We start from the raw sequence: 26,106 nt of genomic DNA on the forward strand, positions 1-26,106 counted from the left end.
AACTCTTTATCCGTTCATGGATATCAGGAATTCCTCATTGTTCTTAGTACCGCGCATGTGCTGCAGCATAAAGTTCATGGATTCTTCCGTGTTCATATCGGCCAGGTGGTTGCGCAGGATGTAGATGCGTTTCAGCATGTCTTTTTCCAGCAGCAATTCATCACGGCGTGTAGACGATGCCGTTACATCAATAGCCGGGAATACGCGCCTGTTGGCCAGCTTACGATCCAGCTGCAGCTCCATGTTACCGGTACCTTTAAATTCTTCAAAGATCACCTCATCCATTTTAGAGCCGGTGTCTATCAAAGCAGTAGCCAGTATAGTTAAGGAACCGCCGTTTTCAATTTTACGGGCAGCGCCAAAGAACTGTTTGGGTTTTTGCATGGCGTTGGCTTCCACACCACCGCTCAGTACCTTACCGGATGCCGGCGCCACGGTATTGTGGGCACGGGCCAGACGGGTAATGGAATCCAGCAGTATCACCACATCGTGTCCGCACTCTACCAAACGTTTTGCTTTTTGCAATGCAATGGCAGATACTTTCACGTGTTTTTCCGCAGGTTCATCAAAGGTAGAAGCAATTACTTCTGCCTTCACGCTGCGTTCCATATCGGTTACTTCCTCAGGGCGTTCGTCTATCAGCACCACCATCAGGTAAACTTCCGGGTGGTTGGTAGCAATAGCGTTGGCCACTTCTTTCAGCAACATGGTTTTACCCACTTTAGGCTGCGCTACTATCAGTCCGCGCTGGCCTTTACCAATGGGGGTAAACATATCCATGATGCGGGTGGAGTAGTTATTGGAAGTAGTTGTTAATCTCATTTTTTCGAAAGGGAACAACGGGGTCAGGTAATCGAAAGGTACACGGTCGCGCACTTCTTCCGGCGATTTGCCGTTGATGGTTTCCACTTTCAGTAAAGCAAAATATTTTTCTCCTTCTTTCGGCGGGCGTACAGAGCCTTTCACGGTATCGCCGGTTTTTAAACCGAACAATTTTATCTGGGAAGGAGAAACATAAATATCATCCGGTGAGCTGAGGTAATTGTAATCAGATGAGCGCAGGAACCCATAACCATCGGGCATCATTTCCAATACGCCTTCACTTACTATTATACCGTCAAACTCAATGTTGAATACAGGTTCTTTTTTCTGCTGAAAACGTTGCGGCTGAGCCTGCGGTTGCGGCTTGCCGGCAGCGGGGAAAAGTGTTTCGTCGGGTAACACAAAGTCATCATCGTCATCCTCTTCCTCTTCTTCCTCCTCTACTGCAACCGGTTCTTCTTCATGGGTTTCATCTTCTGTAAAAGCCGGTAATACAATATCGTCGTCGTCATCAAATGTGAGGGAAGGAATGCTATCCAGGTCTATATCAAAATCTTTTGCTTTTGATTTAGGAGCTGCTGGTTTTACCGGCTGCTCATCTTCCTGATCGTGATCATCATGGTCGGCTCCTTTAGTTTTGGCGCCGGGTTTTCTTCCACGTTTGGCAGGTTTTTCTTCTGCATGGGCAGGTTCTTCAGCTACTGGTGCTTCTTCTTCGTCTTTTTTAGTTGGTTTCCGTTTGCGTGTTTTCTTTTCTTCGCCGTTGGCCGGGTTACCTTCAGAGGCCATCACTGCCTGCTTGTCCAGGATTTTGTAGATGAGGTCCTGTTTGCTAAGTTTCTTTGCGTTGGTCACATCGAGTTTCTCTGCAATGTCAAGCAGCTCAGGAACGAGCATGTCGTTCAATTGTAAGATGTCGTACATCATCGTGTGTTGTCAAATTTTTTAGGAGTGTGTTTAGGCGGGTACCACTACATACCAACATACACCAATTACAAATAATTGTTTTTTGAGTCCAATAAATTTAATTTGGTTATTAAATCTGATAGGGATTGTTGAGTTCAGGAACTGCTGATGAAGATGGAAATAATAAACTTGATCAGGCAGATAATAACTGCAAGATTAATACAACTTTTATTATTATCCAAAAAAAGTTGGATACCTGTATACCCTACAGATCATTGCCCATGGCAGGGTACACCCCTCTCAACCTTGCGGAAATCATAGCCGTGGCCTGTTCCGGCCGGCCTCTTTTTTCAGCCCGCCCTGGTATTGCCTTTTGCATTCTTAACAGATTTAACATTTTTTTGTGCTAATTGTGCAGGAACCTATTATTGGGTACTTATCCTGCCGGGGTTATGGACTATGACGTTTAACCCTTATTTTTGCAGTCCTAAAAATCAAATTATGAGCCAAAGAGTTAAAGTCAAGCAAATATTGTCCGATGACAAGGTGCAATACGACGTAACGGTAAAAGGTTGGATACGGTCGTTCCGTAACAACCAGTTTATAGCGTTAAATGACGGCTCTACCAATAATAACCTGCAAATAGTTATAGAACCCGGTACAGATGCGGGTTTGCTGAAACGCCTTACCACCGGTGCGGCTATTAGCGTAACGGGTGAGGTCATTGCCTCCCTGGGTAAAGGGCAAAAAGTGGAGCTGAAAGCCCGCGAGCTGGAAGTGCTGGGCGATTGTGACCCGGAAAAATATCCCCTGCAGCTAAAAAACCGGCCCAGCCTGGAGTACTTACGTGAAATAGCGCACCTGCGCTTCCGTACCAATACCTTTGGCGCCGTTTTCCGGGTACGCCACTCACTGGCTTTTGCTGTGCACCAGTTCTTTAATGAAAGAGGATTTGTATACCTGCATACACCTGTAATTACCGCTTCTGATGCAGAAGGCGCAGGTGAAATGTTCCGCGTAACCACGCTGGACCTGAATAAGCCGCCCCGCACAGAAAGCGGTGATATTGATTTTAAAGAAGATTTCTTTGGGCGCGCTACCAACCTTACCGTATCCGGCCAGCTGGAAGGCGAGCTGGGCGCTATGGCCTTTGGGGATATTTACACCTTTGGCCCCACTTTCCGTGCAGAAAATTCCAACACGGCCCGCCACCTGGCGGAATTCTGGATGATAGAACCTGAAATGGCGTTCTATGACCTGGAAGATAATATGAACCTGGCCGAAGCATTTATTAAATATGTGATCGGATATGTATTGCAGCACAACCGGGAAGACCTGGAATTTTTAGCCCAGCGCCTGGCAGAAGAAGAAAAACAAAAACCCCAGCAGGAGCGCAGTGAAATGGGATTGCTGGAAAAGCTGGAATTTGTGCTGAACAATGAATTTATGCGCCTTACCTATACAGAGGCCATTGATATTCTGAAGAACAGCAAACCCAATAAGAGTAAAAAGTTCAACTACCTGATAGAAGAATGGGGCGCAGACCTGCAGAGTGAACATGAACGTTACCTGGTAGAAAAACATTTTAAGAAACCGGTGATATTAACGGATTACCCTGCCGCCATAAAAGCTTTTTATATGAAGCAGAATGAGGATGGTAAAACCGTACGTGCGATGGATATATTATTCCCCGGCATTGGTGAAATAGTGGGCGGTTCCCAGCGGGAAGAGAATTATGACAAGCTGGTAAAACGCATGCAGGAATTACACCTGCCTACAGAGGAGCTTAGCTGGTACCTGGATACCCGCCGCTTTGGCGCCTGCCCGCATGCGGGTTTCGGTTTGGGCTTTGTAAGGCTGGTGTTGTTTGTAACCGGTATGGGTAATATCCGCGATGTAATACCTTTTCCCAGAACGCCCAAGAGCGCTGAGTTTTAGCAGCCTGCGGCTGCGGTCCATAGTTGATGGTCCATGGTCCATTGCCTTTTACGAAATGCAGTTTGCATGAGTGAAGGTTGTGGATGATGGACCATCTTCATTTATACTCACTCGCTTAACCCCGCTCAAATCTTTCCACGCACAATGCTATGGACCATCGACCATGGACTTTTTTTATGGATTATATCAGCAACCGCATCTATATATCAGAAAGCACGCATCCATTTTCTCATATATAAACTGTTGTTGTATGGCAGAAATTAACACCGCATCCGCTACTGGCCGCGGCCGGGGCGACGTACGCCGCAAAGTACATTCCACCCGCGTTGACATGACTCCTATGGTTGACCTGGGCTTTTTACTCATTACTTTTTTCATGCTCACCACCACCCTTGCAAAACCAAAAACAATGGACCTTACTATGCCCCGCGCTGATGGTGATTCCATGGCTTTACCGGATAGTAAAGCGCTTACCATTATGCTGGGCAGCCGTGACCGTGTGGCCTGGTATGAAGGTATGGGTAATGATCCTGCAAACCCGCCACAGGTGCAGTACAGCAGCTTTGCCGCACGTAATGGCATTGGCGATGTAATACGCAGCAAACGCCGGCAGGTAATGGAAAAGTTCGGGAAGAATGAATTGATGGTGCTGATAAAAGCAGACAATACTTCCAACTATAAGAACGTAGTGGATATTATGGATGAAATGCTGATCAATGATGTTGCCCGCTACGCAATGGTTGATATTACCGGCCAGGAAAAAGGTTTCCTCCAATAGTTTAGTTATACCCCGCTTCTCATATCTCCATACCTGTTACCCCGCCCCTTGTCAACTTCAGCAATTGTACAAGGGGCTTTTTTGTGCGTTTATTAATTCATGATCTTACATTTTTACGGTAACTTTATTTCTCCTAAATAAACCATTATGGCAACTATCACTCACTCCATCCCTGTTGTAGACCTGGCCGCCTTTACCTCCGGCGATGCCAAAAGCAAAGCAGCCTTTGTGCAGGCATTAGGAAAAGCCTATGAAGAAGTAGGTTTTGTAGCGGTAAAGAACCATGGTATCCCGGATGCGTTGATAGCCGATCTGTATAAATACGTACAACAATTTTTTGCATTGCCCTCTGATACCAAGTATCAGTATGAGATCCCTGAGCTGGCCGGCCAGCGGGGTTATACCTCGTTCGGGAAGGAGCATGCCAAGGGTTTTGATGCTCCGGACCTGAAAGAATTTTTCCAGTTTGGGCAAGAGGTGGAAGATGATGATCCGGTGAAAGATGAATACCCGCCGAATGTGGTGGTAAAAGAGGTGCCGGAATTCACACCTACCTTTCATAAAGCATACCGTGCTTTTGAAAAAAGCGGTAAATACCTGTTACAGGCCATTGCCATTTTCCTGGGGCTGGATGAGCATTACTTTGATACCCAGGTACATAATGGCAATTCTATTTTACGCGCCATCCATTACCCGCCCATTACACAGGAACCCAAATCCGCTATCCGTGCGGAGCAGCATGAAGACATTAATCTTATTACCCTGCTGGTAGGTGCTTCTGCAGACGGGTTACAGATCCTGGACAAACAGGATAACTGGGTACCGGTTACTTCCCTGCCGGAACAAATTGTAGTGAATGTAGGCGATATGTTACAGCGCCTTACCAATAACCGTTTAAAATCCACCACCCACCGCGTGGTAAACCCGCCCCGGGAAATGTGGCATACCAGCCGTTACTCCATCCCCTTCTTCCTGCATCCCAAATCCGGGATGCCGCTGAACTGCCTGGAAAGCTGTATAACGGATACGCACCCACAGGAATATGCGCCCATTACTGCCGGTGAATATTTAGACGAGCGTTTAAGAGAGATCGGATTGAAAAAATGACCATTCAGCTTATTTGAGGTCTGAATGTTTCAATTTTGTTTTTAACTTCGGCTGTGTTCCTACGTCATATACCTTTTTTAAAGGCTGTTTTGTTTCACAGTATTACGGCTTACGGGGGGCCTCAGGGCCATCTGGCCATGATGCTGAAAACCTTTGTGCAGCAACGTAGAGATGTTACGGAAGAAGAGCTGATGGAATACAATGCCTTCTGCCAGCTGCTGCCGGGCGCTTCCTCCACGCAAACCCTTACCCTTATTGGCTATAAGCGGGGTGGCGTACCCCTGGCGTTTATGACCCTGCTGATCTGGATCACACCTGCCTGCCTGTTAATGGGCTCCCTGAGCTTCCTGCTGCAATACTTTGACAAGAAAGCGCTGAACGTAGATATTTTCAAATTCGTACAGCCTATGGCGGTAGGCTTCCTGGCTTATGGCGGTTTGCGCGCTTATAAGATCAGTATCCGTAATACGGCTACCTTTTTTATTATGCTGGTGGCCATGGCAGCCGCACTTTTCCTGAAATCACCCTGGACCTTTCCCTCCCTGATCATACTGGGCGGCATTGTATCCAATTTCAGTAATAAACGTATTCCCGGTTCTACAGAAGCGCCCCGTAAAATACAGTGGACCAACCTATGGCTCTTTGCCCTGCTGTTTATACTGGCGGGCTTTTTCTCAGAATTGGCGCGTACCCATAACTGGATCACGCGCAGACCCTTTAACCTGTTTGAGAACTTTTACCGTTTTGGCAGCCTGGTATTTGGCGGCGGCGACATCCTTATTGCCATGATGCTGGAACAATATGTTACCCGCGCCAAAACACAGTTTATGAGCGGCACGGAACTGCTGACCGGGGCTGGTATTATGCGCGCTTTACCCGGACCTACCTTCTCTTTGTCGGCCTATGTGGGCGGGATGGTTATGCGTAACCTGGGTATGGGTTACCAGTTCCTGGGCTGCATACTGGCGCCGCTGGCTATATTTTTACCCAGCCTGCTGCTGGTGCTGTTCTTCTTTCCCATCTGGCATAACCTGAAAAAGTATGTAGTTATTTACCGGGCATTGGAAGGTATTAATGCCGTGGTGGTGGGTATTATGTGGGCAGCCACTATTATGCTGTTCATGGCTGTTACGCCTCACTGGTATAACCTGCTGATCATGGCCACCACGCTGGCTATCCTGTGTATGACCCGGCTGCCTTCTCCCTTTATTGTACTGGCCTGTTTATTATTAGGCTGGTGGCTTTAGATGCCGTACTCCTTGATCTTATTGTATAGGGTAGTTAATCCTATTTCCATTAATTCTGCGGCTTTGGTCTTATTGCCTTTGGTATAAGCCAGCACTTTTAAGATGTGCTGTTTTTCCATGCCGGCCAGGCTCAGGGAAGCAGGGTCACCCCCTTGCTGGTTCCATAAAAAGTCAAGGGGTAATACAGCGGCATCCAGCATATCCGTATCCGTTAGTATTACAGCGCGTTCTATTACATTACGCAGCTCACGGATATTCCCTTTCCAGGTATGCTGTTGCAGGGCCTGTAAAAAGGCGGGGGTCATATTGCTTACACGCTTATTAAGCTTGGGGCCCAGCTGCTGTATAAACCACATGGCCAGTTCAGGAATATCCTCCTTGCGCTGGTTCAGGGAAGGCAGCTGCACTTGGAAAGCAGAAAGGCGGTAGAACAGGTCGGCCCGGAAATGCCCGTTACTGATCTCTGTTTCCAGGTTACGGTTGGTAGCGGCAATAATACGTACATCCGTTTTAGTGGGTACCGCCTCTCCTACGCGGTAAAATTCCTGGGTTTCCAGCACCCGCAGCAGCTTGGCCGGCAGCTCTACTGGCATTTCCCCTATCTCATCCAGGAAAATGGTGCCGCCGCGCGCTTCCTCAAAAAAACCTTTCCGGTCTTTGGCAGCGCCGGTAAAGGCGCCTGCTACATAACCAAACAATTCACTTTCCAGCAGCTCCTTACCAAAAGCGCTGCAGTTCACCGCTACAAAAGGCTGCTGCTTGCGCCTGCTGCCCTGGTGTATGGCCTGGGCAAATACTTCCTTACCGGCGCCGGTTTCGCCTAATAACAATACTGTAATATCTGCCGGCGCTACCTTTTCAGCCAGCGTTATGGCAGCTTTAATAGCCGGCGACCGGCCTATAATATTTTCAAAGCTGTATTTGCTGCCTATCTTTTTTTCCAGCTCCCGCACGCGGAACTGCAGTAAAGCCTTGTCCATGGCTTTGCTTACCAGCGGTAGTATTTTATTATTATCATCGCCCTTGGTAATATAATCAAAGGCGCCGTTCTTAATGGCCTGCACACCATCGGCAATATTGCCGTAGGCAGTTAGTACAATGATCTCTGTATCCGGGTGGGCGGTTTTAATAGTGTGGGCAAGGTCTACGCCATTGCCATCGGGGAGCTTTACGTCGGATAATACTACCTGGATCTCCTCTTTTTCCAGCAGCTTCCGGGCGTTACGGGCATTGGCGGCTTCATACAGCGTATAACCTTCCAGTGCTAATAAACGGCTGAGCAGCTTACGCAGCTGCTCTTCATCATCGATAAGGAGAATATTACCTTTTGGCATGGAGCAAAGGTAATTACGAATTGAATGCGGAACGCTTAACGCTAAAATGCAGCGGGCGTTTGGCATTAAGCGTTAAGCATTCAGCGTTCCGCCGTTTCTATTTGTTTGATCACTTTCTTCAGATCATTTTTTGCCTGCTGCGTGGGTTGCCACAGATCACCTTTTTCTTCGAGCCGCTGCAACATATTGTGCATAGTAAAGTCTGAGATCTGCAGCTGGTCATTCACTTCTTCCCACAACAGTGGCGCGGATACCGTGGCTCCCGGCTTGGGGCGTACGGCGTAGGGTGCGGCTACGGTTTGCCCGCGGCTGTTCTGCAAAAAATCTACGTACACCTTTTTCTTGCGGGCCGATTTTGCCCGTACAATACTGGTAATACCCGGCAGCTGTTGATTGGTTTGCTGCGCAATAAATTCTGCAAACAGGCGGCAGGTTTCATACTCATATTTAGCACCCGTAGGAATATAAATGTGCAGGCCGGACGCACCGGAGGTTTTACAAAAGCTGGTTACTTTCAGCCCGTCCAGTATTTCTTTAATACACAGGGCCGTTTCAACGACCGCTTTAAAACCAATGCCTTCCGGGTCCAGGTCCATTACCACGTGATCCGGGTTATCCAAACTGTTTACACGGGATAACCAGGGGTTCACCTCAATACACCCCAGGTTGATCATATAAGCCAGTGTAGCCTCATTATTACACAGCAGGTAATCCACATCCTTCCCGGTGGAGGCGGCATGCAGCGGAATGGTTTTTATCCAGTCCGGCGTATTTTCATGATCAATATCTTTCTGGTAAAAGCTGCTGCCTTTAATCCCGTTAGGAAAACGGTGCAGGCTCATAGGCCGGTCTTTCAGGTAGGGCAGCAAATATTTTGCAACAGACAGGTAATAGTCAATCAGCTGGCCTTTGGTGATCTTTTCATCCGGCCAGTAAATTTTCTGCTGGTTCGTAAGCGCTACTTCCTTACCATTCAGCTTTAATGTGCGCTCCTTTTCATGCTGCACAGCAGGAGCTGTTTTTGCAGCAGCTTTACTTTTTGTATCACCAGCTTTTGTCCTGGTGGATGTTTTTGTTTTGCGGTTTGCAGTGGTAGCCATTTGTAACGGTTTTGCAGTTTCCCTTTTTACTTCCTTAGCAGGCTTATCTTTTCGCAAGCCCATGAATATAGGCTGCCGCAGGTGGCCGCCTTCTGTCCAGGATGAAAATTTCACCTGGCATACCAGCTCCGGTTTTACCCAGGTAACCGGCATATTGGTTTTAATCTTTTCTTTGAACACCGGTGTTTTTTGCTGCAGCGGTTGCAGCTTATCATACAGCATATCTATCAGCCCTCCGTTTAAACCGCCCCCGCAATGCCCTACATAATGCAGGGCGCCTTTATCATCCAACACGCCAAGTACCAGTGCCCCTAATTTTTTACGGCTGCCGCGCGGTGCGGTGTAACCGCAAATAATAGTTTCCTGCTCATTCAGCACCTTCATTTTTAGCCAGTTCATGGTGCGGCGGTCCTCCTCATATACGCTGTCCGCTTTCTTGGCTATAATACCTTCCCATTGTTTGGTTTGGGCCTTTTCATACAGCTTCTCACCGTTTGTTAGTATATGAGCGGAATAGATCACGGCCGGATCATCCAGCTGTTTTACCACCTCTGCTAACAGCTCTTTACGTTGTATTAAGGGCATGTCCCGCAGGTCCTGGCCATTCAGGTTCAGCAGGTCAAAAACAACGTAAGTGAGCTTGCCTGTATTGGTATTCTTGTAGTTCTGCAAAGCCTGGAAGTTGGTATTGCCTTTACTGTCCAGCACTACTACTTCTCCATCCAGTACCACATTGTGCGAAATTTTCTCTACGGCCTTTACAATGGGAGGATAATCTTTGTTAAAAGAAAGATGATTGCGGGAATACAGGTCGGCCTTACCATTCCGCACATCGGCAATGGCGCGGTAGCCATCCCACTTGGGCTCAAACAACCAGCCTTCCCGGCTAAAAGGGGCATCTACCAGGGTAGCCATGGTAGGCTTGTACATTTTTTTAGGACCGGCTTTTACGTTTGCTTTGGGTGTGGCCGGCGCTTTTTTTTTAACATCGCTTTTTGCTGTAGTAGCGGTGCTGCTGCGCTTAGCAGTAGCCGCAGTACTGCTTTTTGCTGTAGCCGCCACTTTCCTCCGGGCGCTGCTGCCGCCATTTTCCTGCTCCTTAAATTTCAGTCCCTGCTCAATTACTTTTTTTGGCGTATAGTCCTCACTGTTATACTCCTCTTTTACTGCGTAATCATCTTTATGTTTTAACAGCAGCCAGGAGTTATCTTCTTTTCCCTTCATTTTCACTAAGGCAAATTCACCTTTCAGCTTCCGGCCCTTCATCTTTATTTTCAGGTTGCCCTCTTTAATTTCATGCAGGGCTTCCTTGTCAAAATTTTTACCATCGGCATGTAACAGCTCGTAGCTGCCCTTATCCCATACGTACACAGTACCTGCCCCATAGTTACCCTTGGGTATAGTACCTTCAAAATCTTTATAGTCATACGGATGGTCTTCTACCTGCATGGCCAGTCTTTTATCAGCAGGGTTTAAAGAGGGGCCTTTAGGCACTGCCCAGCTTTTTAATACCCCGGCTACTTCCAGCCTGAAATCATAATGTATACGGGAGGCATGGTGGCGCTGGATCACGAAAATATGTTGTCCTTTTGCCGCCTTACCACCCTTAGGCTCGCTGGTTTGCTTAAAATCCCGTTTTTTATTGTACGTGCTTAAAGTAGTCATGAGGCCCGTTTTTTACCTGTACTTCCATTGCTGCCAAGGCTGGCTTTCAGCTGGCTAAACAGGTCTGTACTTTTAGTATGCACTACCTTCATTTTCTTCACGGTGCGGCGTTTGCCGCTGGCTTTGGCTTTAATGATCTTCATCAGTTCTGCCGTATACTCATCCTTATACTGGCTAATGTCAAACTTGGTGCTGTATTGTTTCACCAGCGCCTCTGCCATATCCAGCTCCTTTTTACTCACTTTGGTGCGGGCATCCGGCAGGGTCAGCTCTTCGGGTGAGCGCAGCTCCTGCTCAAAACGCAGCTGCTGCAGCAGCAGGTAATTATCCCGTGCGCGCACTACTGCCAGGTGCTCTTTGGAGCGTAGTACAAAACGGCTTAAGCCTGTTTTCTTTGTTTTTTGCAGGGTTTTCAGCAATAGCTCGTACGCCTTTATACCCGCTTTATCCGGCTCAATAAAATAAGGCGTTTCAAAATAGATATCGTCTATCTCCTCTTCCATCACAAAGGCTTCTATTTCTATGATCTTGCTTTTCTTAGGGCTGGCTTCTTCAAAATCCTCGTCTTCCAGTATCACATACTCATCGTTATACAAATAACCTTTCACAATTTGTTCCCAGGGCACTTCTTTGCCGGTATCTTCATTAATGCGCTGGAATTTAATACGGGCGTGGTTCTTTTTATCCAGCATATCCAGGTCCAGCCGACTGTCCTGCACAGCGCTGTATAATTTAACCGGGATATTTACCAGCCCAAAACCAATTGATCCTGACCAGATTGATCTCATAGTATTAATTATTAGTAAATAGACTATAACACAAATAGTACCATAGTGGCGCGGGGAAAAGGGACCGGTGGCATAACTTTTGACTTTTACTCCTGGAACTAAATTCCCTTTTTATGCAAGAGAAACCAGGTGAAATGACCACGCTGTCCCAGGTCATGGAAAAAATGCGACATAAGGGCTATGATCATGAATTTAAAATGAGTGACCATGGCAGAATGCAATCAACAGAAAGTAATAAGGTATTTAACCCGGAGGATCTGAAGATTGTTAAAACATTCCGTTTTGAGGGAGAATCCGACCCTGCCGATTCCAACATTTTATACTTAATGGAAGATGCGGAAGGGGAAAAAGGATTTGTGCTGGATGCTTATGGAATGTATAGCTCTCATGAAGAAAGCGGCTTTGACGACTTTATTAAAAAGATCCCGGTTGAGGACAGGGAGGAGCAGATCTGATTTGATTGCAGATAATTTGCTGATGTGCTAATGAACAACGGGCAGTTAAAGATGTTTTATTAGCACATCAGCATTTTTTTAAGAATTTCAGCAGTACTTTTTCATCGTTATGCAGCTCTCCTTTTCCGGCTTTACTGCGGCTTTCCCGCACCTGCTGCATATAAGGCTCCAGTTTCCCCTCCTCATAGGCAATTAACAAACGCGGGTGCACATAATATTTCTTACACACCGCCCGCGTATTACCCAGCTTACAGGCCACTCCATCCATTACGCTTACAATATTCCTTTTACAGGCAGCAGCCGTATCAAAAGCCTCCATATCTGCCAGCATGTTCAAAGCATGCACGCTGCCGGCCCAGGTGCGGAAATCCTTGCAGGTAAAATCCTCCCCGGTACACTCTTTCAGGAAGTCGTTAATATCACCGGAGCCCAGGCCTTTATGCTCGCCATTCTCATCATAATACTGGAATAGCTCCTGGCCCGGAATTTCGCGCACCTTCTTCAATAATTTAGCTAATGAAGAATGTTTGATCGTGATCTTCTGCTCTACTCCTTTTTTCCCCTTAAAGTGAAAGAACAGAGTATTACCGTTAATTTTCACATGCTGGTTGCGCAGGGTAGTAAGACCGTAAGAGCCATATAATTTCTCGTAAGATGAGTTGCCTACGCGGATCCATGTTTCCTGTAATACGCTAAGGGCAATGCACAATACCTTCTCCTTATTCATGTCCCTTTTGCGCAGCCCTGCTTTAACACGTTTGCGTATTTGAGGTAGTTTTTCCCCAAAATGTTGAAGCCGGTCGTACTTGGTTTCATTACGCACCTGCTGCCAGGTGGTATGGTAGCGGTATTGGCGGCGGCCTTTGGTATCTACACCTATGGCCTGCAAGTGGCCATTTTCATAGGGGCAGATCCATACCTGCTCCCAGGCTGGCGGCAGCACCAGCTTACGGATACGTTCCAGTATGGCTTCATCCTGGATCTTCTCTCCTTTTGTGTCCGTATAAAATACGCCGTTTCCATTTTTTACACGGCTAATACCGGGCATATCTGTAGTTACATATCGCAGCCGTGCGGCTTTGGCTGTTAACAGTGCTTCTTCATTCTCCATTTTCCAAGTAATACTGATTAAAACTGAAAAGAATAATTAATAGTAAAGCCCGCTTACCGCACTCCTGCTATTCATTATTAATTATTAATTATTCATTGTTAATTAGTCTGCTCTGCTGCTTCCATATTTTCCCTTTCCTTAAAATGCCGGCAGCAGGCATCAATGATCTTTTGTGCGTATTCCTGCATTACCTCTTCAGGGTCTTTTGCAATGGGTACAATTTTGCCGGCAGCCAGCACCAGTCCTTTGCAGGTAATGGCATAATAAGCATACAGGGTATAGATCCCCAGCTCCGGCGCAGGAGTAGCATAACCCGTAGCGGCAATGCCCACCGTACTGTTAAAAAGGGCGCAAACACCCAGGGCCATTTGTATGGCTACCTGCTGTGATACGGCATTACAATCCAGCGCATGAATAGGCTCTACCTGCAAATGTTTTACTTTTTGCCCGGTGTTATAAGCGGTAATGCCGCCCTGGAAGAACTGTGCAGCATTGGTAGCCCGGCTGAAATTCAGCTGCAGCTGACCTGCGGTTACACTTTCCGCTACTGCCACTGTAAGGCCGTTTGCCAGGCAATGATCGTGGATATAGTTAACGTGCTCTATCATGAATTACGAATTATCCAATTACGAATTGAGTACTGCGGGAAGTAAGACTCCATGCTTATAAAGCATGTGCATGTGAAAGATCTTCATCCATGCTCAACTCAATCCGTAATCCGTAATTGAAAATTTAAAAAGGCCTCCAGCAGTATGCAGAGGCCTTCGTAGGTTTCCGTAACAATAAATGAATTTTGTTGCTTATTCAGCAGCAGCTTCTTCATTTACAGAAGATTCTGCTATTTGTGTCAGCGTCTGGTCTGTTTCTTTTTCTTCTTCCAGGGTTTGTTCCAGCAAAGAAGCTATTTCGCTTTGCCCCATCCTGTTAGCCAGCGTACGAAGACTACCATAGGCGGCTATTTCGTAGTGCTCAATTTTTTGTGAGCACACAATAATACCGGCATCACGTACTGCGGTATCTTCTTCCGTATCGCTTACTACTTCCTGTCCTTCTGCTATCAAACCTTCCATAGCCGGGCATTTCTTAGCTACAGCTTTTGCCCCCAGCATTTCAAATACCTGTTCCAGGCGGCTTACGTGGCCTTTTGTTACTTCTACATGTTCTGCAATAGCATTGGCCAATTCTTCAGAAGTGGCGGCTTTTTGCATTTTGGGTAATGATTTTACCAGGTTTTTTTCTGCCCAGTAAATATCCTTCAGCTCATCCATGAAAAGCTGCTGGAATTTTGAGGGCTCGCCGTTGCCCTTATTCTTAGCGGCGGAGGTCTTTGAGGTAGTTTTGGAGGATGCTTTAGTTGTACCAGCCATTTTTATAAGATTTTAAGAATGATGAAATAGTTAGTGTTGTATATTATTTACCCTTTTCCCCGTCTTGCGGGTTAGCAGGGGTATGTTTTATTTCCCTTTCAGGTACATCATCAGGAATATCCTGTTTATTGGGTGATTGCTGCCCTGGTGTAGCAGGTTTTTTATCAGGTTGCTCCGTGCCAGGTTGTTGTTGCGAAGGGTTGCTTTTGATGCCCTTATCCGGTTGCTGTTTCATGGCTTTGATGTTTTGGTGAACGAATATTTGTACAGTGATAAAAGTTAACAGTAACAAAAAGAAATCAAAGTTCATTCCATAGTACCTGTAATACAAATACCTATAGGCGTAAGAGATAAAAGCAATTTAAAATCGGCTGAAAGCCGCGTCAATCCCGTAGAAATTGCTTTTCATAATGTAGAAAATCTTGCACGTAAATGCCTAAGATCTCATTTAACAATTTTTTTTGAGGCAGATGCGGTAAATTAGATAACTTCGGAAGTTCCCTTATTTGAGCTCATGCACAATCCTGTACAACGAAAAATAAGACTTGGCTTTTTTATAGCTTTCTCCGTTATCATCGCTGCATCGTTCTTTTCTTACCTTGTAACAAAGAACCTGCTGGATAATGCGGGCAGGCTGAACCATACAATAGAAGTATCCAAAAGGCTGGAAACAATTATTAAACAGCTGAAGGATGCGGAAGCTGCCATAAGAGGTTTCAGCCTTACAAACGACAGCTCTTTCCTGCACCCCGATATGCAGGAAAGAACTAACAGTCTTCAGAAAGAATATGAAGCGCTGCGCAGCATTATTATTGACAGCCACCGGCAGCAGCAACATATGGATACGCTGAAGGCATTGCTGGCTGTTAAATACCAGCAGCTGCAGGCCGGTATTAATTCCGTCAGCCCGCGTACAGAGCGGCTGTCTGTAACGGAAGGCGAAAAAATAATGGACCGTATAGAACATGTAGTAGAGGACATGATGCAGATAGAGGATACCCAGCTGCATGAAAAAACAGAGCTGTTCCACTTCTTCTCCAGCCTGTGGATACCGGTGATCTTTATTTCTTCCATAGTAGCCATTTTTATTGGCCTCTATTCTTACATTACCTTAACCAAAGAATTTAAGCTGCAGCTGCATATTGAATCCAAACTGAAATCTTACCAGCGCGACCTGCAGCAGAACATACAGCTGCTGAACAAAAGCAACCAGGAGCTGGAACAATTTGCATACGTAGCCTCACACGACCTGCAGGAGCCTTTGCGTAAAATATCCACCTTCAGCGACCGGCTGCAGGTAAAGTATAAAGACCAGCTGCCCCCTGATGCCTCCCAGCTTATTGACCGTATGATAGTGGCAGTAGGCCGTATGCGGATATTGATCAATGACCTGCTGCTGTTTTCCCGGGCCGGGCGCGTAGCCCCGGAAAGCATTACGGAGGTTGATATGAGCGCCCTGCTGCAAAATGTACTAAGCGACCTGGAAGTAGCGTTACAGGAAAAGAACGCCGTAGTACACAGTACCCAGCTACCCATCATAGAAGGGAACATTACCAACTTTCAGCAGCTGTTCCAGAACATACTTACCAACGCTATTAAATTTTCACAGGAGGAACGGCAGCTGGAGATCAACATCAGCTCCCAGCTGCTAAAAGGCAAAGAGATCAATATTGTAAAGGAGAACCGCTGGGACGAGACCTTTTGCCGTATTTGTATTGAGGATAATGGTATTGGCTTTGACCCGGATTATGCGGAACGTATTTTCCTTATTTTCCAGCGCCTGCACGGCATCAGCGAATACTCCGGTACCGGCATTGGGCTGGCCATTTGTAAAAAGATAGTAGACAGCCACCAGGGGTACATTATGGCTTATGGCTACCCGGGAAAAGGAGCCGCTTTTGTAATTATTTTGCCAGTTAAACAAAAAAAATGACCCGCCGCCGCCTTACCGGAAAGTTTAGCACTTTAATTGCGGGAAATGATGCGGACAATCTCTACTGCTGAAGACGGTTGTTCCAGATACATAATTTTATATACTTGCCAAACTATTCAGACACGATCATGACGGACCAGCCCATACACATTTTGATGATAGATGATGACGAGGATGATTTTTTCCTGGTGAACGAGCTTTTACAGGACATATCCCCCGGCCAGTACCAGCTGAACTGGGCCTCTACCTACGCGCAGGGACAGGAACAGATCAGCCGCAAGGCACATGATATTTACCTGGTGGATTACCGCCTGGGACCTTACACCGGTATTGATATGCTGCACTATTTCCAGCAGATCGGGTATAAGGCCCCGGTGATCATGCTTACGGGTAAAGGGGATTACACCATTGATAAAGAGGCCATGATGGCCGGCGCCTCTGATTACCTGGTAAAAGGAGAGATCAGCGGCGACCTGCTGGAACGCTCTATCCGTTACGCGCTGGATGAAATGAACCACCTGCGCACCCTGGCGGAAAGCGAGAAAAAGTATTACGGTGTGTTTGAAAAAGCGCATGACCTGATATTACTGGCCGACTGCGATAAGAATATTATTGACGCCAACCCCGCCTCCTGCAGAACCCTGCAATACTCCCGGGAAGAAATGCTGGCAATGAACCTGAAAGACCTGTTCCTTTTTGAGGAGCAGTACCGGCATTTCTTTGACCAGATCTGTGGGGAAGACGGTTGCGGGCCTGCAGAATATAACTTTGTGAACAGTGCCGGCAAAAAGCTGGATGTAATGCTAAATGCCGTAATGCTGGATGCCGCCGCCCAGATATTCCTGTGCGTGGTGCAGGATATTACGGAAAGGAAAAAAGAAGAGCAGGAAAAACAGCAGCAGCAGAAATTTGTAATTACAGGCCGTATAGCCCGCGTAATTGCCCATGAGGTACGTAACCCCCTCACCAACATTTTACTGGCAGTAAGCCAGTTTAAACTGGAACCCGGCGTTACGGAAGACAGCCAGCTGTATACGGATATTATAGAACGTAACTGCATACGCATAAACCAGCTGATCACAGAGCTGCTGAACAGCACCCGCATGATAGAGCTACACGTGCAGCAGCATGGCATTAACGAGCTTACGGAAAAAGCGCTGGCGCTGGCGCAGGACCGTTTACAGCTGAATGAGATACGGGTAGACAAACGCCTCTCTGACCCGGATGTAATGATACCCGCCGATGCGGAAAAAGTAGAAATAGCCCTGCTGAATATTATCATTAACGCCATTGAGGCCATGACGCCCGGTAAAGGGGAATTGAACATTTATACCGCCCGGCATAACGACCGGGCAGTTATACAGGTGAGCGATAACGGGCCGGGGATACCGGAAGATATGAAGGCCAAGCTGTTTGACCCCTTCTTTACCAGCAAACCTAAAGGCAGCGGTTTGGGCTTAACCAGCACGCAGAACATTATTATTAATCATAAGGGGAATATACATGTGGATAGTGAGCCTGGTAAAGGCACCACGTTCAGCATTACCTTTCCCACTAACTAACACCATGCAAAAGGGCCGGTCAATGACCGGCCCTTCTTTTTATCATTACTTTAGATATTCGCTCTGATCAAATCTAAAATCGTAAATCTACGATCGTAAATTCAAGCCTGTTACTGTGCGCTGATCTTTTCCTCCGTATTCTCAATGGCTTCTTCCACTGAGTGGGATTCTTTCATATTAATACGCGCTTTGGTTTCATCCGCCAGCTTGCAGTAATATTTATGCAGCACATCCAATTCATCTTCCGTGAGGTCTTCTGCTACTATCAGCCGGTTGCTGGCCAGGCGGTTAGCGGCTATCAGCTCATTCAGCTTCAGCTGCACGGATTTGGATTCCTTGTTCTGCGATTTCTGGATCACAAACACCATCAGGAAGGTAATGATGGTAGTGCCGGTATTAATTACCAGCTGCCAGGTATCAGAAAAACCAAATACCGGCCCGGTAACCGCCCAGATGATAATAACAGCCAACGCAGTACCAAAGGCCCATACTGACCCTGTAACATTAATTACGTGGGTAGAAAAGCGTTCGAAAAAACCAACAACGCCTCCTTTTTTGTTCTCACCCAACTGTTGATTTATTTCTTCTTTTTTCATTACCCGGCGTTCAATAATTAATATTGAGCAGGCGCAGCTTGTTATACAGCGTTTTACGGTCTATATTCAGCAGCTGCGCAGCTTTGGTTTTATTGTACTTTACCTCTTTGAGCACGTTAATGATCTTGTTATACTCTGCCTGTAAGGCTACGGTTTTAAGATCATTCTCATTGGCAATAGCTGCCAGCTCGCTCACCGGGTCTTCCTCATAGCTTTGTACAAATGCCTCTTTCATTTCCAGCGGCAGGGCGCTCATGGTAATATCCTGGTGCTCCGGCGTAAGCAGGCATGCCCGGCGTATTACATTCTTCAGCTCACGGATGTTGCCCGGCCAGGTGTACTTCTGGAAACATTCCCATACTTCCTGGGTGATCTTACCGCAATTCTTTTGCAGCTCTTTTTCCACCTGTCCAATAAAGGAATTTACAAACAGCTGCAGGTCTTCCTTACGTTCACGCAGCGGCGGTATGTAAATGGTGAATTCGTTAAAGCGGTGGAACAGGTCTTCCCGGAAACGGCCACGCTGTACGGATTCTGACAGCTTTTCATTGGAGGCCACAATGATGCGCACATCAATGGGTATTTCCTTCAGGCTGCCCACACGGCGTATCACTTTTTCCTGTATTACGCGCAGCAGCGCTACCTGTATATCGTAAGAAAGGTTGGATACTTCATCCAGGAAAAGGGTACCGCCCGTCGCCTGTTCAAAAGCACCGATCTTGGTATTTATAGCGCCGGTAAAAGCGCCTTTTTCGTGACCAAATAATTCACTGGCTGCCAGCTCCTTTGAAAGGCTGCCGCAATCCAGCGCCACAAAAGGCTGTGAGCTGCGTTTGCTGTGATGGTGGATCAGGTGTGCTACGGATTCCTTACCGGTGCCTGTTTCCCCGAAAATGATCACGCTATAGTCTGTAGGAGCTACCAGCTTGATCTGGCGGAACAGTTCCGTTGCACCGCTGCTTTCCCCGTATACATACTTGTTGCTTTTATCCAGCATTTCGGAAACAGGCGCTTTGCCGTTGGCATTCCCATTCTCCCGGTTAACCGACATGGTTTGCGGCTGGGAAACGGCCTGCAGGGCTTCTCTTTCACTTTCTGCATCCAGGTGCGCAAATGCTTTGTGCACCAGGTTCAGGATCTCATCCGGGTACAGCGGTTTGGATAAATAGTCATAAGCACCATTCTTAACCATTTCCACTGCAACCCTTACATCCGTGTACCCGGTAATGATAATTACAATGGTACGCGGATTTAACTGGCGGATATCCTGCAGGAGCTGGGCACCGTCAGTATCCTTGAGACGATAATCACATAGTACCAGGTCATAGGTCTTCTCCTTCATCATTTTCAACGCTGCATTACCCGACATTGTAGTATCTACCTTAAATCCGTGTTTGCCAAGAAATTTACTTAACAAAGTACAGATATTGATCTCATCATCTATGATCATTATATTTCTCATAATGGTATGTATGATGTTGGCTATAAGCTTTTAAAGTTACGAAATAATTTGCAGGACGATTAACTTTTAACATCTTTCATCAACTCGTCCACATTCTTTACACTAAAGGGTTTGGCCAGAAAATAACTGGCTCCTGCACTGAGTGCAGTTTGCTTTTCCATGCCGTTATCATATGCGCTGATCGTGATCACTTTTAAGGCTGGATATTTGTTTTTGAAAACAGAAATTGCTTCCAGTCCGGAACCATCCGGCAAGTGTATATCCAGAAAAAGTATATCCGGTTGCTGACTTTGAATACACTGTAAACCTGCGCGTAGTTCATGCACATATTTTACATCATAGCCCAGTCTTACTAAACTCAATTGTAACAACCTGCATATATCCGGTTCATCATCAATTATAAGGACAAACGATCCTTTCATGTTTTCAGTTGAGACTAAGTCTGACACCAGACTCAATCCCTGTTTTCTGTGTTGTAACATACTTGTGCTTATTCCATTGTTCCATTAATAACCTGGCTATCAGGTAACAAACACTCGACTCGGCGCCCTGATTCTGATTGACATTATTTTTTTCTAAACCGTCATAACAGCCGTAGGTGAGCGGGTTGTATATCAGTTGCTTTAAATGATTATTGCCCAGGTACCAACTAAACGCCAAGCGCATTTTCTCCAGGTATGCATGGTTGCCCGTGGCCCGGAAAAAGGTGTGCAGGGTAAGCATGGTATAGGCTATTTCAATTGATTGTTCTCCGCCGTCCAAAGTATTTGTAATATTTTCCTGTGTGTTTTTGTGATACCAGGTCCTGTTGTTAATCACTTTCATGTAATTATCCGTAAAGGTTTTGCTGCACAGGAACTCCAGGCTTTCTTTTGCCGTATGCAGCCAGCTGGTATTGCCGCTTACCTGGTAAGCCATCATCATAGCTTCCGGCAGCACGGCATTTCCATAGGTCAGGTACGGTTCATACCATCTCCATTGTGCATCTGCCTCCTGCTGATAGATATTATATAAACGGCCTGCTAAAGTATTAATTATATCTTCTACTATGCCGCCCGGTTTGTATTGCATGTAATAGTACAATCCCTTAATGGCAAAGGCCATGGCCCGCGGCGCCGTAAGTGTTTCCAGCCAGGTAAGGCAGGGCTGCAATATGCGGTTAGCCTGCAGTACCAGCAGCGGGGGCATTTCATTATGCTGGCTCAGTAAATAACCCAGGGCCCAAATGGCACGCCCGTTGGCATCTTCCAGGTTCACTTCGTAATTAGCACTATCAAAATAACCGCGGATGTTCACATAGTTCAGGAAGCGGCCATCCGGCTGCTGACAGTACTCTATAAAATCCAGGTATTTGTGGCAAAGAGAGTTTACAAAGCTGCTGCCGTTTACCGTGCTGATATACATGCTCATGGCTATAAGGGCACGGGCATTATCGTCCAGCGTGTAACCGGAAGCAGGGTCGGGCTGATCATGTTTACAAAACTGTATCATCCCAAATTCGTCCGTCATACGGTCAATGTGATCCAGGTAAGCGGGCGGCAGGCTGGGAATCATCAGGTCTTTTTCGGCCATGATCTCTTTAAACATAGACATATGCGCAATAGCTACATTTTCCCAGATGGCATTGCGTGTTTTTTCAATGGCATTGCGGCCCATTTGCTGGCGCAGCTGCTGATCTTTCAGCAGGCGGATGGCTTTTTCTGACAGCTGCTCATGACTGCCCATCTCGATCAGGTAACCACAACACTCGTCCAGCATTTCGCGGGCCTGGGAAAAGGCCGTGCTTACAATGGGGCAGCCGGCGCTCATGGCGTATAAGAACGTACCGCTTACTGCCTGGTGCGGATCTTTAGAGGTGAACAGGTAAATATCAGTTAAAGCCAGGTAATCCAGCAGGTTATCCAGGCTTAAGTAGCTGTTTACAAATTTTACATGCTGCTGCAATCCCAGCTCAGCTATCAGCTGCTGCAGGCGCTGCCGGTATTGCTCTCCTTCCCGCGCCAGCACTACCGGGTGGGTTTTACCCAGTATAAGGTACACGGTATCCGGAAACTGTTCTGCAATAGGCTTCATAGCCCGGATGGCTGTTTCCATCCCTTTATTCTCACTCAGCAGTCCAAAGGTGGTCAGCACTTTTTTGCCCTGCAGGTTATACCGCTCTTTCAGCTCAGTCACGTTCTCCGTAATACGCGCATGTACGCCATGCGGTATATGTACGATCTTATGTGCAGGCAGGTGGTAGGTAGAGAGCAGGATATCTGCAGAGGTTTGCGTCATTACTATGATCTTGCTGGCCAGGGCGCCTATAATGCTCACTACTTTCAGGCATTTAGGCTCCGGATAAGGTAATACGGTATGGAACCGCACTACAAAAGGTTTATCCAGCAGGGATAACATGGCCAGCATATTATGCCCGTAATCGCCACCATAAAGGCCAAACTCGTGCTCAAAACACACCAGGTCAATCTGCTCATCCGCATTTACCCGGTGGGCAAAGGTGATGCAGCTGTCAATATCAAACGGATCCACTGTATACTTTACAGGCGCCTTGTAGGCCGGCGCCTGGGACTTGCCCGCTTCCAGCAATGCGCAAATGCTGACATCCAGCTTTTCTGCAAATGACTTCTGCAGTGCATTCACCAGGTCCTGGGCAAAGGTTGCAATACCACACTCACGGGGCGGAAAAGTTGTAACAAAAAGCAAAGTTTTATTCATTGTGTCAATTTTTTTCCGGGACAAATTCACTGCTCTGTGAAAAAGCAATCTAGTCAAATATCACTCCAACCACGGCTATATTGTATTAGGGACAACTGTGGAATTGAGCCTTACTTTAAATTGTGGAATAACCTCCACATTCGTTCCTGCGCTTCCCCAAACATTTCCAGAGATATTTTATTGGCACGGCGGGACCAAAGAGGGGAACAAGTTTTTGGCGACATTAACGGCGTATTCACATTTAAATGCATCAATGCCTTTAGATTTGCGCACAGAGCGCTAACACCAAAGCAACTAAAGGTAATGCAACCAGCCGTATTTCCTGGCAAATACTGAAATTCATTTATTGGGACGATAAAATTCTACGCATGAGAAACCTCGCCTGTACATTCAAAGTGAATGGCATTCCTAAGCGGATCTGCCTCAAAAAAATAGCGAAAGAAAGAAAATTCCGGGTTACTGTAGAAGGCATTCAGATAGACTATTCATTAAACGATGAGGATCATATTGAGCCGGTGAGCGACAGCCCACTGCCCGACACAGCATTATTACCGCATATTGAATGGATGATCCGCCACTATTTCCAGAATACGAAACAGCTTATTTAGAAAAAATGGTTTTTTATTAGTAAGGGTTATAATCTAGCGCAACGGCCGGGCCTTAAAGCATGTGTCATTTAAACCAACCATTAAAATGACTTGCGGCCTGGCCTTTTTTTTATACAAAACCCTTTTCCAGTGCCAGAAAGGCTTCTTCCGCATTCAGATGCTCCCACAGTACCGCATATACGGCCCTTGCCACCGGCATATAGGCCCCTATTTCGTGGTTCATTTCAAAAATACATTTACTGGCGTAATACCCTTCCGCTACCATATTTAATTCCAGCTGGGCTGCTTTTACGCTGTAGCCCTTGCCTATCATATTGCCAAAGGTGCGGTTACGGCTATGCAGGGAGTAGCAGGTTACCAGCAGATCGCCCAGGTAGGCGCTGGCATTATAATTATGCTGGGTAACCGGCATATGTACAGGCCCGGCCCAGGTAGTATATTTTTCAAGGAAGTGCTGCATTTCCCGGAAGCAGTTGGTAATAAGCACGCTCAGGAAATTATCGCCATACTCCAGACCATGCGCCACGCCGGCGCCCATGGCGTAAATATTCTTTAACACAGCGGCCAGCTGCACGCCTATTACATCATTATTCACAATGGTTTGCAGGTAGCTGTTGGCAAAAAGATCGGCGATGTTCTGGGTTTCTTCCAGCTGCAAGCCGGAAAAGGTAAGGTAAGAAAGCTTTTCGTTCGCCACTTCCTCGGCGTGGCAGGGGCCCGTAATGGTGAAGTATTGTTCCAGCGCCAGCCCAAAATCATCCGCCAGGTACTCATTAATGAACTGGTTGCTTTCCGGCACCAGCCCCTTGATGGCGGAGATCACTTTTTTATGCTGTAAAGCCTCCGGCGGCAGCACCTTCAGCACCTCTTCCAGGAAGGCAGAGGGTACGGCCAGCACCAGCACATCACTATTGGCCACTACCTCCTGCAGCCGGTTGCTGAGGTTTAGCTGGTGGGTATCAAAATATACCGAGGTAAGGTAATGTTTGTTATGGTGGCGCTGCTGCAAATGGCGGATGGTATCTTCGCTCCGGATCCACCAATTCACCTGCTGACCATTATCTGTTAAAATTTTTGCCAAAGCGGTAGCCCAGCTGCCGCTGCCAATAATGCCTGTACTCACCGGTTGAATTTTCCGCAATGTACTTAAAAAGGCAAAGGGTGAAAAGTGAAATATGGATTTCACTTTTCACCCTGCTATAATTTATAAAGCAATTATTTAGTGGCGTCAAACAACTGAGCGGCGGGTACTACTTTTACTTTTTTACCGCTTTTTAACTCACGGGACACTGCTGCGTAAGGCGCGCTGATCACCTGGTCGCCGGGTTGCAGGCCGGAGAGGATCTCAATATAATTATCGTCCTGGATACCGGTTTTCACCTCCACCTGTTTTACCGTATTATCTTTTTGTAACACAAACACCACTTCTTTGGTATCCTTGTTACCTGCTGCCGGCGGATCATCACCATTTTCTGCTTTCTTCTTTTTGGCGGCATCTGCTTTGGCGGTAGCACTTTCCACTTCGCGGGTGGTTACTGCGTTAATGGGTACAGATAATACCTGCGCTTTACGTTTGGTTTGTATATCCACACTGGCGCTCATACCCGGGCGAAAGGGAAAATTCTTCGGCTGGGAAGGATCTATCAGGTCTTTATAACTATCGTTCAGGATGCGGATGTGTACAATATAGCTGGTTACCTGCTCTGCCGAGGAGGTGGTACCGGAGGCGGTGGCCGTGGCGGCGCCTTTGCTGGAGCTGGCTATTTGTGTTACAATACCTTTGAACTTACGGTTGGTATAGGCATCTACCTCAATAACGGCGGTATCACCATATTTTACGCGGGGTATATCATTCTCTCCTACATCAACCTGTACTTCCATTACATTCAGGTCGGCAATGCGCATGATCTCTGTACCGGTCATTTGCAGGGTACCTACTACACGCTCCCCTTTTTTAACCGGCAGCAGGGATACTACCCCGTGCATGGGCGATACGATGGTAGTACGGCCCAGGTTCTTATTAGCTTCTGTTAAACCTGCCTGTGCGCTGGCTACTGCATACTTATAACTGTTCACCTGCTCTGTGGCGGCAGTAAAATCTGCCAGGGCAGATCGGTAGGCAGATTCCGCCGTTTCAAATTCACTTTTGGATACTACTTTCTGCGCATACAATTCCTTATTCCTGTCATAGGCAGCTTTGTATTGCTCCAGCTTTGCCTTGTAAGCGTTCAGCGCAGCGGCGGAATTGGCCATTTGCGCCTGGCTCTGGCTCAGGGCTGCTGTAGCTTTGTCGCGTTGTGAGCCATAAATATCTGCGTATATACGTACCAGTACCTGGCCTTTCTTTACAGAATCGCCTTCCAGTACGGGCAGGTCCACAATTTCGCCGGATACATCAGAGCTTACTTTTACTTCTATTTCAGGGTAAATTTTTCCGGTAGCAGCTACCACCTCAATAATATCTTTGTTGGCAGCTTTATCAGCAGCCACTTTGGTACCTTCCTCCTTACCGATCACACCGGAGGCTTTTAGTACCAATAATAGTATTATCAGCGTTGCTACACTACCAACAATCCAATAAAGTGTCTTTTTCTTCATAGAGGCGGTTTGTT

The 26,106-nt window shown here is 46.8% G+C and carries 22 protein-coding genes; 8 read left to right on the forward strand and 14 right to left on the reverse strand.

The annotated features are described in order from the left end of the window. Positions 1–6: 6 nt before the first annotated feature. The gene (rho, locus tag KVT36_RS06970; RefSeq protein ID WP_368670003.1) at positions 7–1,749 is read right to left on the reverse strand and encodes a transcription termination factor Rho; all 1,743 of its coding nucleotides are present in this window, start codon (positions 1,747–1,749) and stop codon (positions 7–9) included. A 480-nt stretch (positions 1,750–2,229) separates the two neighbouring features. Between rho and asnS the strand changes: the two genes are divergently transcribed. The 4 genes from asnS (at position 2,230) to chrA (ending at position 6,798) form a co-directional block, all read left to right on the forward strand. After that, positions 2,230–3,666: an asparagine--tRNA ligase gene (asnS, locus tag KVT36_RS06975; RefSeq protein WP_217602774.1), complete on the forward strand. Its 1,437-nt coding sequence runs from the start codon at positions 2,230–2,232 to the stop codon at positions 3,664–3,666. A 250-nt stretch (positions 3,667–3,916) separates the two neighbouring features. Next, positions 3,917–4,444: a biopolymer transporter ExbD gene (locus tag KVT36_RS06980; protein ID WP_217602775.1), complete on the forward strand. Its 528-nt coding sequence runs from the start codon at positions 3,917–3,919 to the stop codon at positions 4,442–4,444. Between the two features lie 147 nt (positions 4,445–4,591). Beyond that, complete coding sequence (locus tag KVT36_RS06985) at positions 4,592–5,551, forward strand: isopenicillin N synthase family oxygenase (protein WP_217602776.1); 960 nt, start codon at positions 4,592–4,594, stop codon at positions 5,549–5,551. Between the two features lie 53 nt (positions 5,552–5,604). Next, entirely contained in the window at positions 5,605–6,798 is a 1,194-nt protein-coding gene (gene chrA, locus KVT36_RS06990; protein WP_217602777.1) for a chromate efflux transporter, read from the forward strand. Here chrA and KVT36_RS06995 read toward each other — a convergent pair. From KVT36_RS06995 to KVT36_RS07005, 3 genes are all read right to left on the reverse strand, one after another. After that, positions 6,795–8,132: a sigma-54 dependent transcriptional regulator gene (locus KVT36_RS06995; RefSeq protein WP_217602778.1), complete on the reverse strand. Its 1,338-nt coding sequence runs from the start codon at positions 8,130–8,132 to the stop codon at positions 6,795–6,797. The two genes, chrA and KVT36_RS06995, sit on opposite strands and share 4 nt — an antisense overlap. A gap of 80 nt (positions 8,133–8,212) precedes the next feature. Next, a complete protein-coding gene (ligD, locus tag KVT36_RS07000) occupies positions 8,213–10,897 on the reverse strand; it encodes a DNA ligase D (protein WP_217602779.1) in 2,685 nt (894 codons plus the stop codon). Continuing rightward, entirely contained in the window at positions 10,894–11,685 is a 792-nt protein-coding gene (locus KVT36_RS07005; RefSeq protein WP_217602780.1) for a Ku protein, read from the reverse strand. The genes ligD and KVT36_RS07005 overlap by 4 nt, the downstream gene beginning before the upstream one ends. A 113-nt stretch (positions 11,686–11,798) precedes the next feature. Here KVT36_RS07005 and KVT36_RS07010 point away from each other — a divergent pair, with 113 nt between their 5' ends. After that, a complete protein-coding gene (locus tag KVT36_RS07010; RefSeq protein ID WP_089908419.1) occupies positions 11,799–12,140 on the forward strand; it encodes a hypothetical protein in 342 nt (113 codons plus the stop codon). 67 nt (positions 12,141–12,207) lie between these two features. On the opposite strand, the gene KVT36_RS07015 is transcribed toward KVT36_RS07010, so the two are convergent. The 4 genes from KVT36_RS07015 to KVT36_RS07030 form a co-directional block, all read right to left on the reverse strand. Next, positions 12,208–13,251 (reverse strand): DNA topoisomerase IB, encoded by a 1,044-nt coding sequence (locus KVT36_RS07015; protein ID WP_217602781.1) that lies wholly within the window; start codon positions 13,249–13,251, stop codon positions 12,208–12,210. 98 nt (positions 13,252–13,349) lie between these two features. Beyond that, complete coding sequence (locus tag KVT36_RS07020) at positions 13,350–13,859, reverse strand: CinA family protein (protein ID WP_217602782.1); 510 nt, start codon at positions 13,857–13,859, stop codon at positions 13,350–13,352. A 192-nt stretch (positions 13,860–14,051) separates the two neighbouring features. Beyond that, positions 14,052–14,618: a ferritin-like domain-containing protein gene (locus tag KVT36_RS07025; protein WP_217602783.1), complete on the reverse strand. Its 567-nt coding sequence runs from the start codon at positions 14,616–14,618 to the stop codon at positions 14,052–14,054. 43 nt (positions 14,619–14,661) lie between these two features. Beyond that, positions 14,662–14,853 carry a hypothetical protein gene (locus tag KVT36_RS07030; RefSeq protein ID WP_217602784.1) on the reverse strand — a complete coding sequence of 64 codons (192 nt, stop codon included), beginning with the start codon at positions 14,851–14,853 and terminating at the stop codon, positions 14,662–14,664. Positions 14,854–15,132: 279 nt separating this feature from the next. Here KVT36_RS07030 and KVT36_RS07035 point away from each other — a divergent pair, with 279 nt between their 5' ends. After that, the gene (locus KVT36_RS07035; RefSeq protein WP_217602785.1) at positions 15,133–16,551 is read left to right on the forward strand and encodes an ATP-binding protein; all 1,419 of its coding nucleotides are present in this window, start codon (positions 15,133–15,135) and stop codon (positions 16,549–16,551) included. Between the two features lie 104 nt (positions 16,552–16,655). Continuing rightward, the gene (locus KVT36_RS07040; protein ID WP_217602786.1) at positions 16,656–18,113 is read left to right on the forward strand and encodes a hybrid sensor histidine kinase/response regulator; all 1,458 of its coding nucleotides are present in this window, start codon (positions 16,656–16,658) and stop codon (positions 18,111–18,113) included. Positions 18,114–18,223: 110 nt separating this feature from the next. On the opposite strand, the gene KVT36_RS07045 is transcribed toward KVT36_RS07040, so the two are convergent. Genes KVT36_RS07045 through KVT36_RS07060 form a run of 4 tightly spaced genes read right to left on the reverse strand, consistent with a single transcriptional unit; the run spans position 18,224 to position 22,886 of the window. Beyond that, positions 18,224–18,709 (reverse strand): low affinity iron permease family protein, encoded by a 486-nt coding sequence (locus KVT36_RS07045; protein ID WP_217602787.1) that lies wholly within the window; start codon positions 18,707–18,709, stop codon positions 18,224–18,226. 10 nt (positions 18,710–18,719) lie between these two features. Continuing rightward, a complete protein-coding gene (locus tag KVT36_RS07050; RefSeq protein ID WP_217602788.1) occupies positions 18,720–20,171 on the reverse strand; it encodes a sigma-54 dependent transcriptional regulator in 1,452 nt (483 codons plus the stop codon). A gap of 59 nt (positions 20,172–20,230) precedes the next feature. After that, positions 20,231–20,593, reverse strand: coding sequence for a response regulator (locus tag KVT36_RS07055; RefSeq protein WP_254639879.1), 363 nt, complete (start codon positions 20,591–20,593; stop codon positions 20,231–20,233). Positions 20,594–20,597: 4 nt separating this feature from the next. Beyond that, on the reverse strand, positions 20,598–22,886 hold the full coding sequence (locus KVT36_RS07060) for a glycosyltransferase (protein WP_217602790.1): 2,289 nt from the start codon (positions 22,884–22,886) through the stop codon (positions 20,598–20,600). Positions 22,887–23,254: 368 nt separating this feature from the next. Between KVT36_RS07060 and KVT36_RS07065 the strand changes: the two genes are divergently transcribed. Further along, positions 23,255–23,494: a hypothetical protein gene (locus tag KVT36_RS07065; RefSeq protein ID WP_089907363.1), complete on the forward strand. Its 240-nt coding sequence runs from the start codon at positions 23,255–23,257 to the stop codon at positions 23,492–23,494. A 109-nt stretch (positions 23,495–23,603) separates the two neighbouring features. Here the strand turns inward: KVT36_RS07065 and KVT36_RS07070 are convergent, their stop codons facing one another. Then, a complete protein-coding gene (locus KVT36_RS07070) occupies positions 23,604–24,617 on the reverse strand; it encodes an NAD(P)H-dependent glycerol-3-phosphate dehydrogenase (protein ID WP_217602791.1) in 1,014 nt (337 codons plus the stop codon). 92 nt (positions 24,618–24,709) lie between these two features. Further along, positions 24,710–26,092: an efflux RND transporter periplasmic adaptor subunit gene (locus KVT36_RS07075; protein ID WP_217602792.1), complete on the reverse strand. Its 1,383-nt coding sequence runs from the start codon at positions 26,090–26,092 to the stop codon at positions 24,710–24,712. Positions 26,093–26,106 lie beyond the last annotated feature (14 nt).

The organism is Chitinophaga sp. GbtcB8, assembly GCF_019091455.1.
In the GTDB taxonomy this organism is placed as follows: Bacteria; Bacteroidota; Bacteroidia; order Chitinophagales; family Chitinophagaceae; genus Chitinophaga.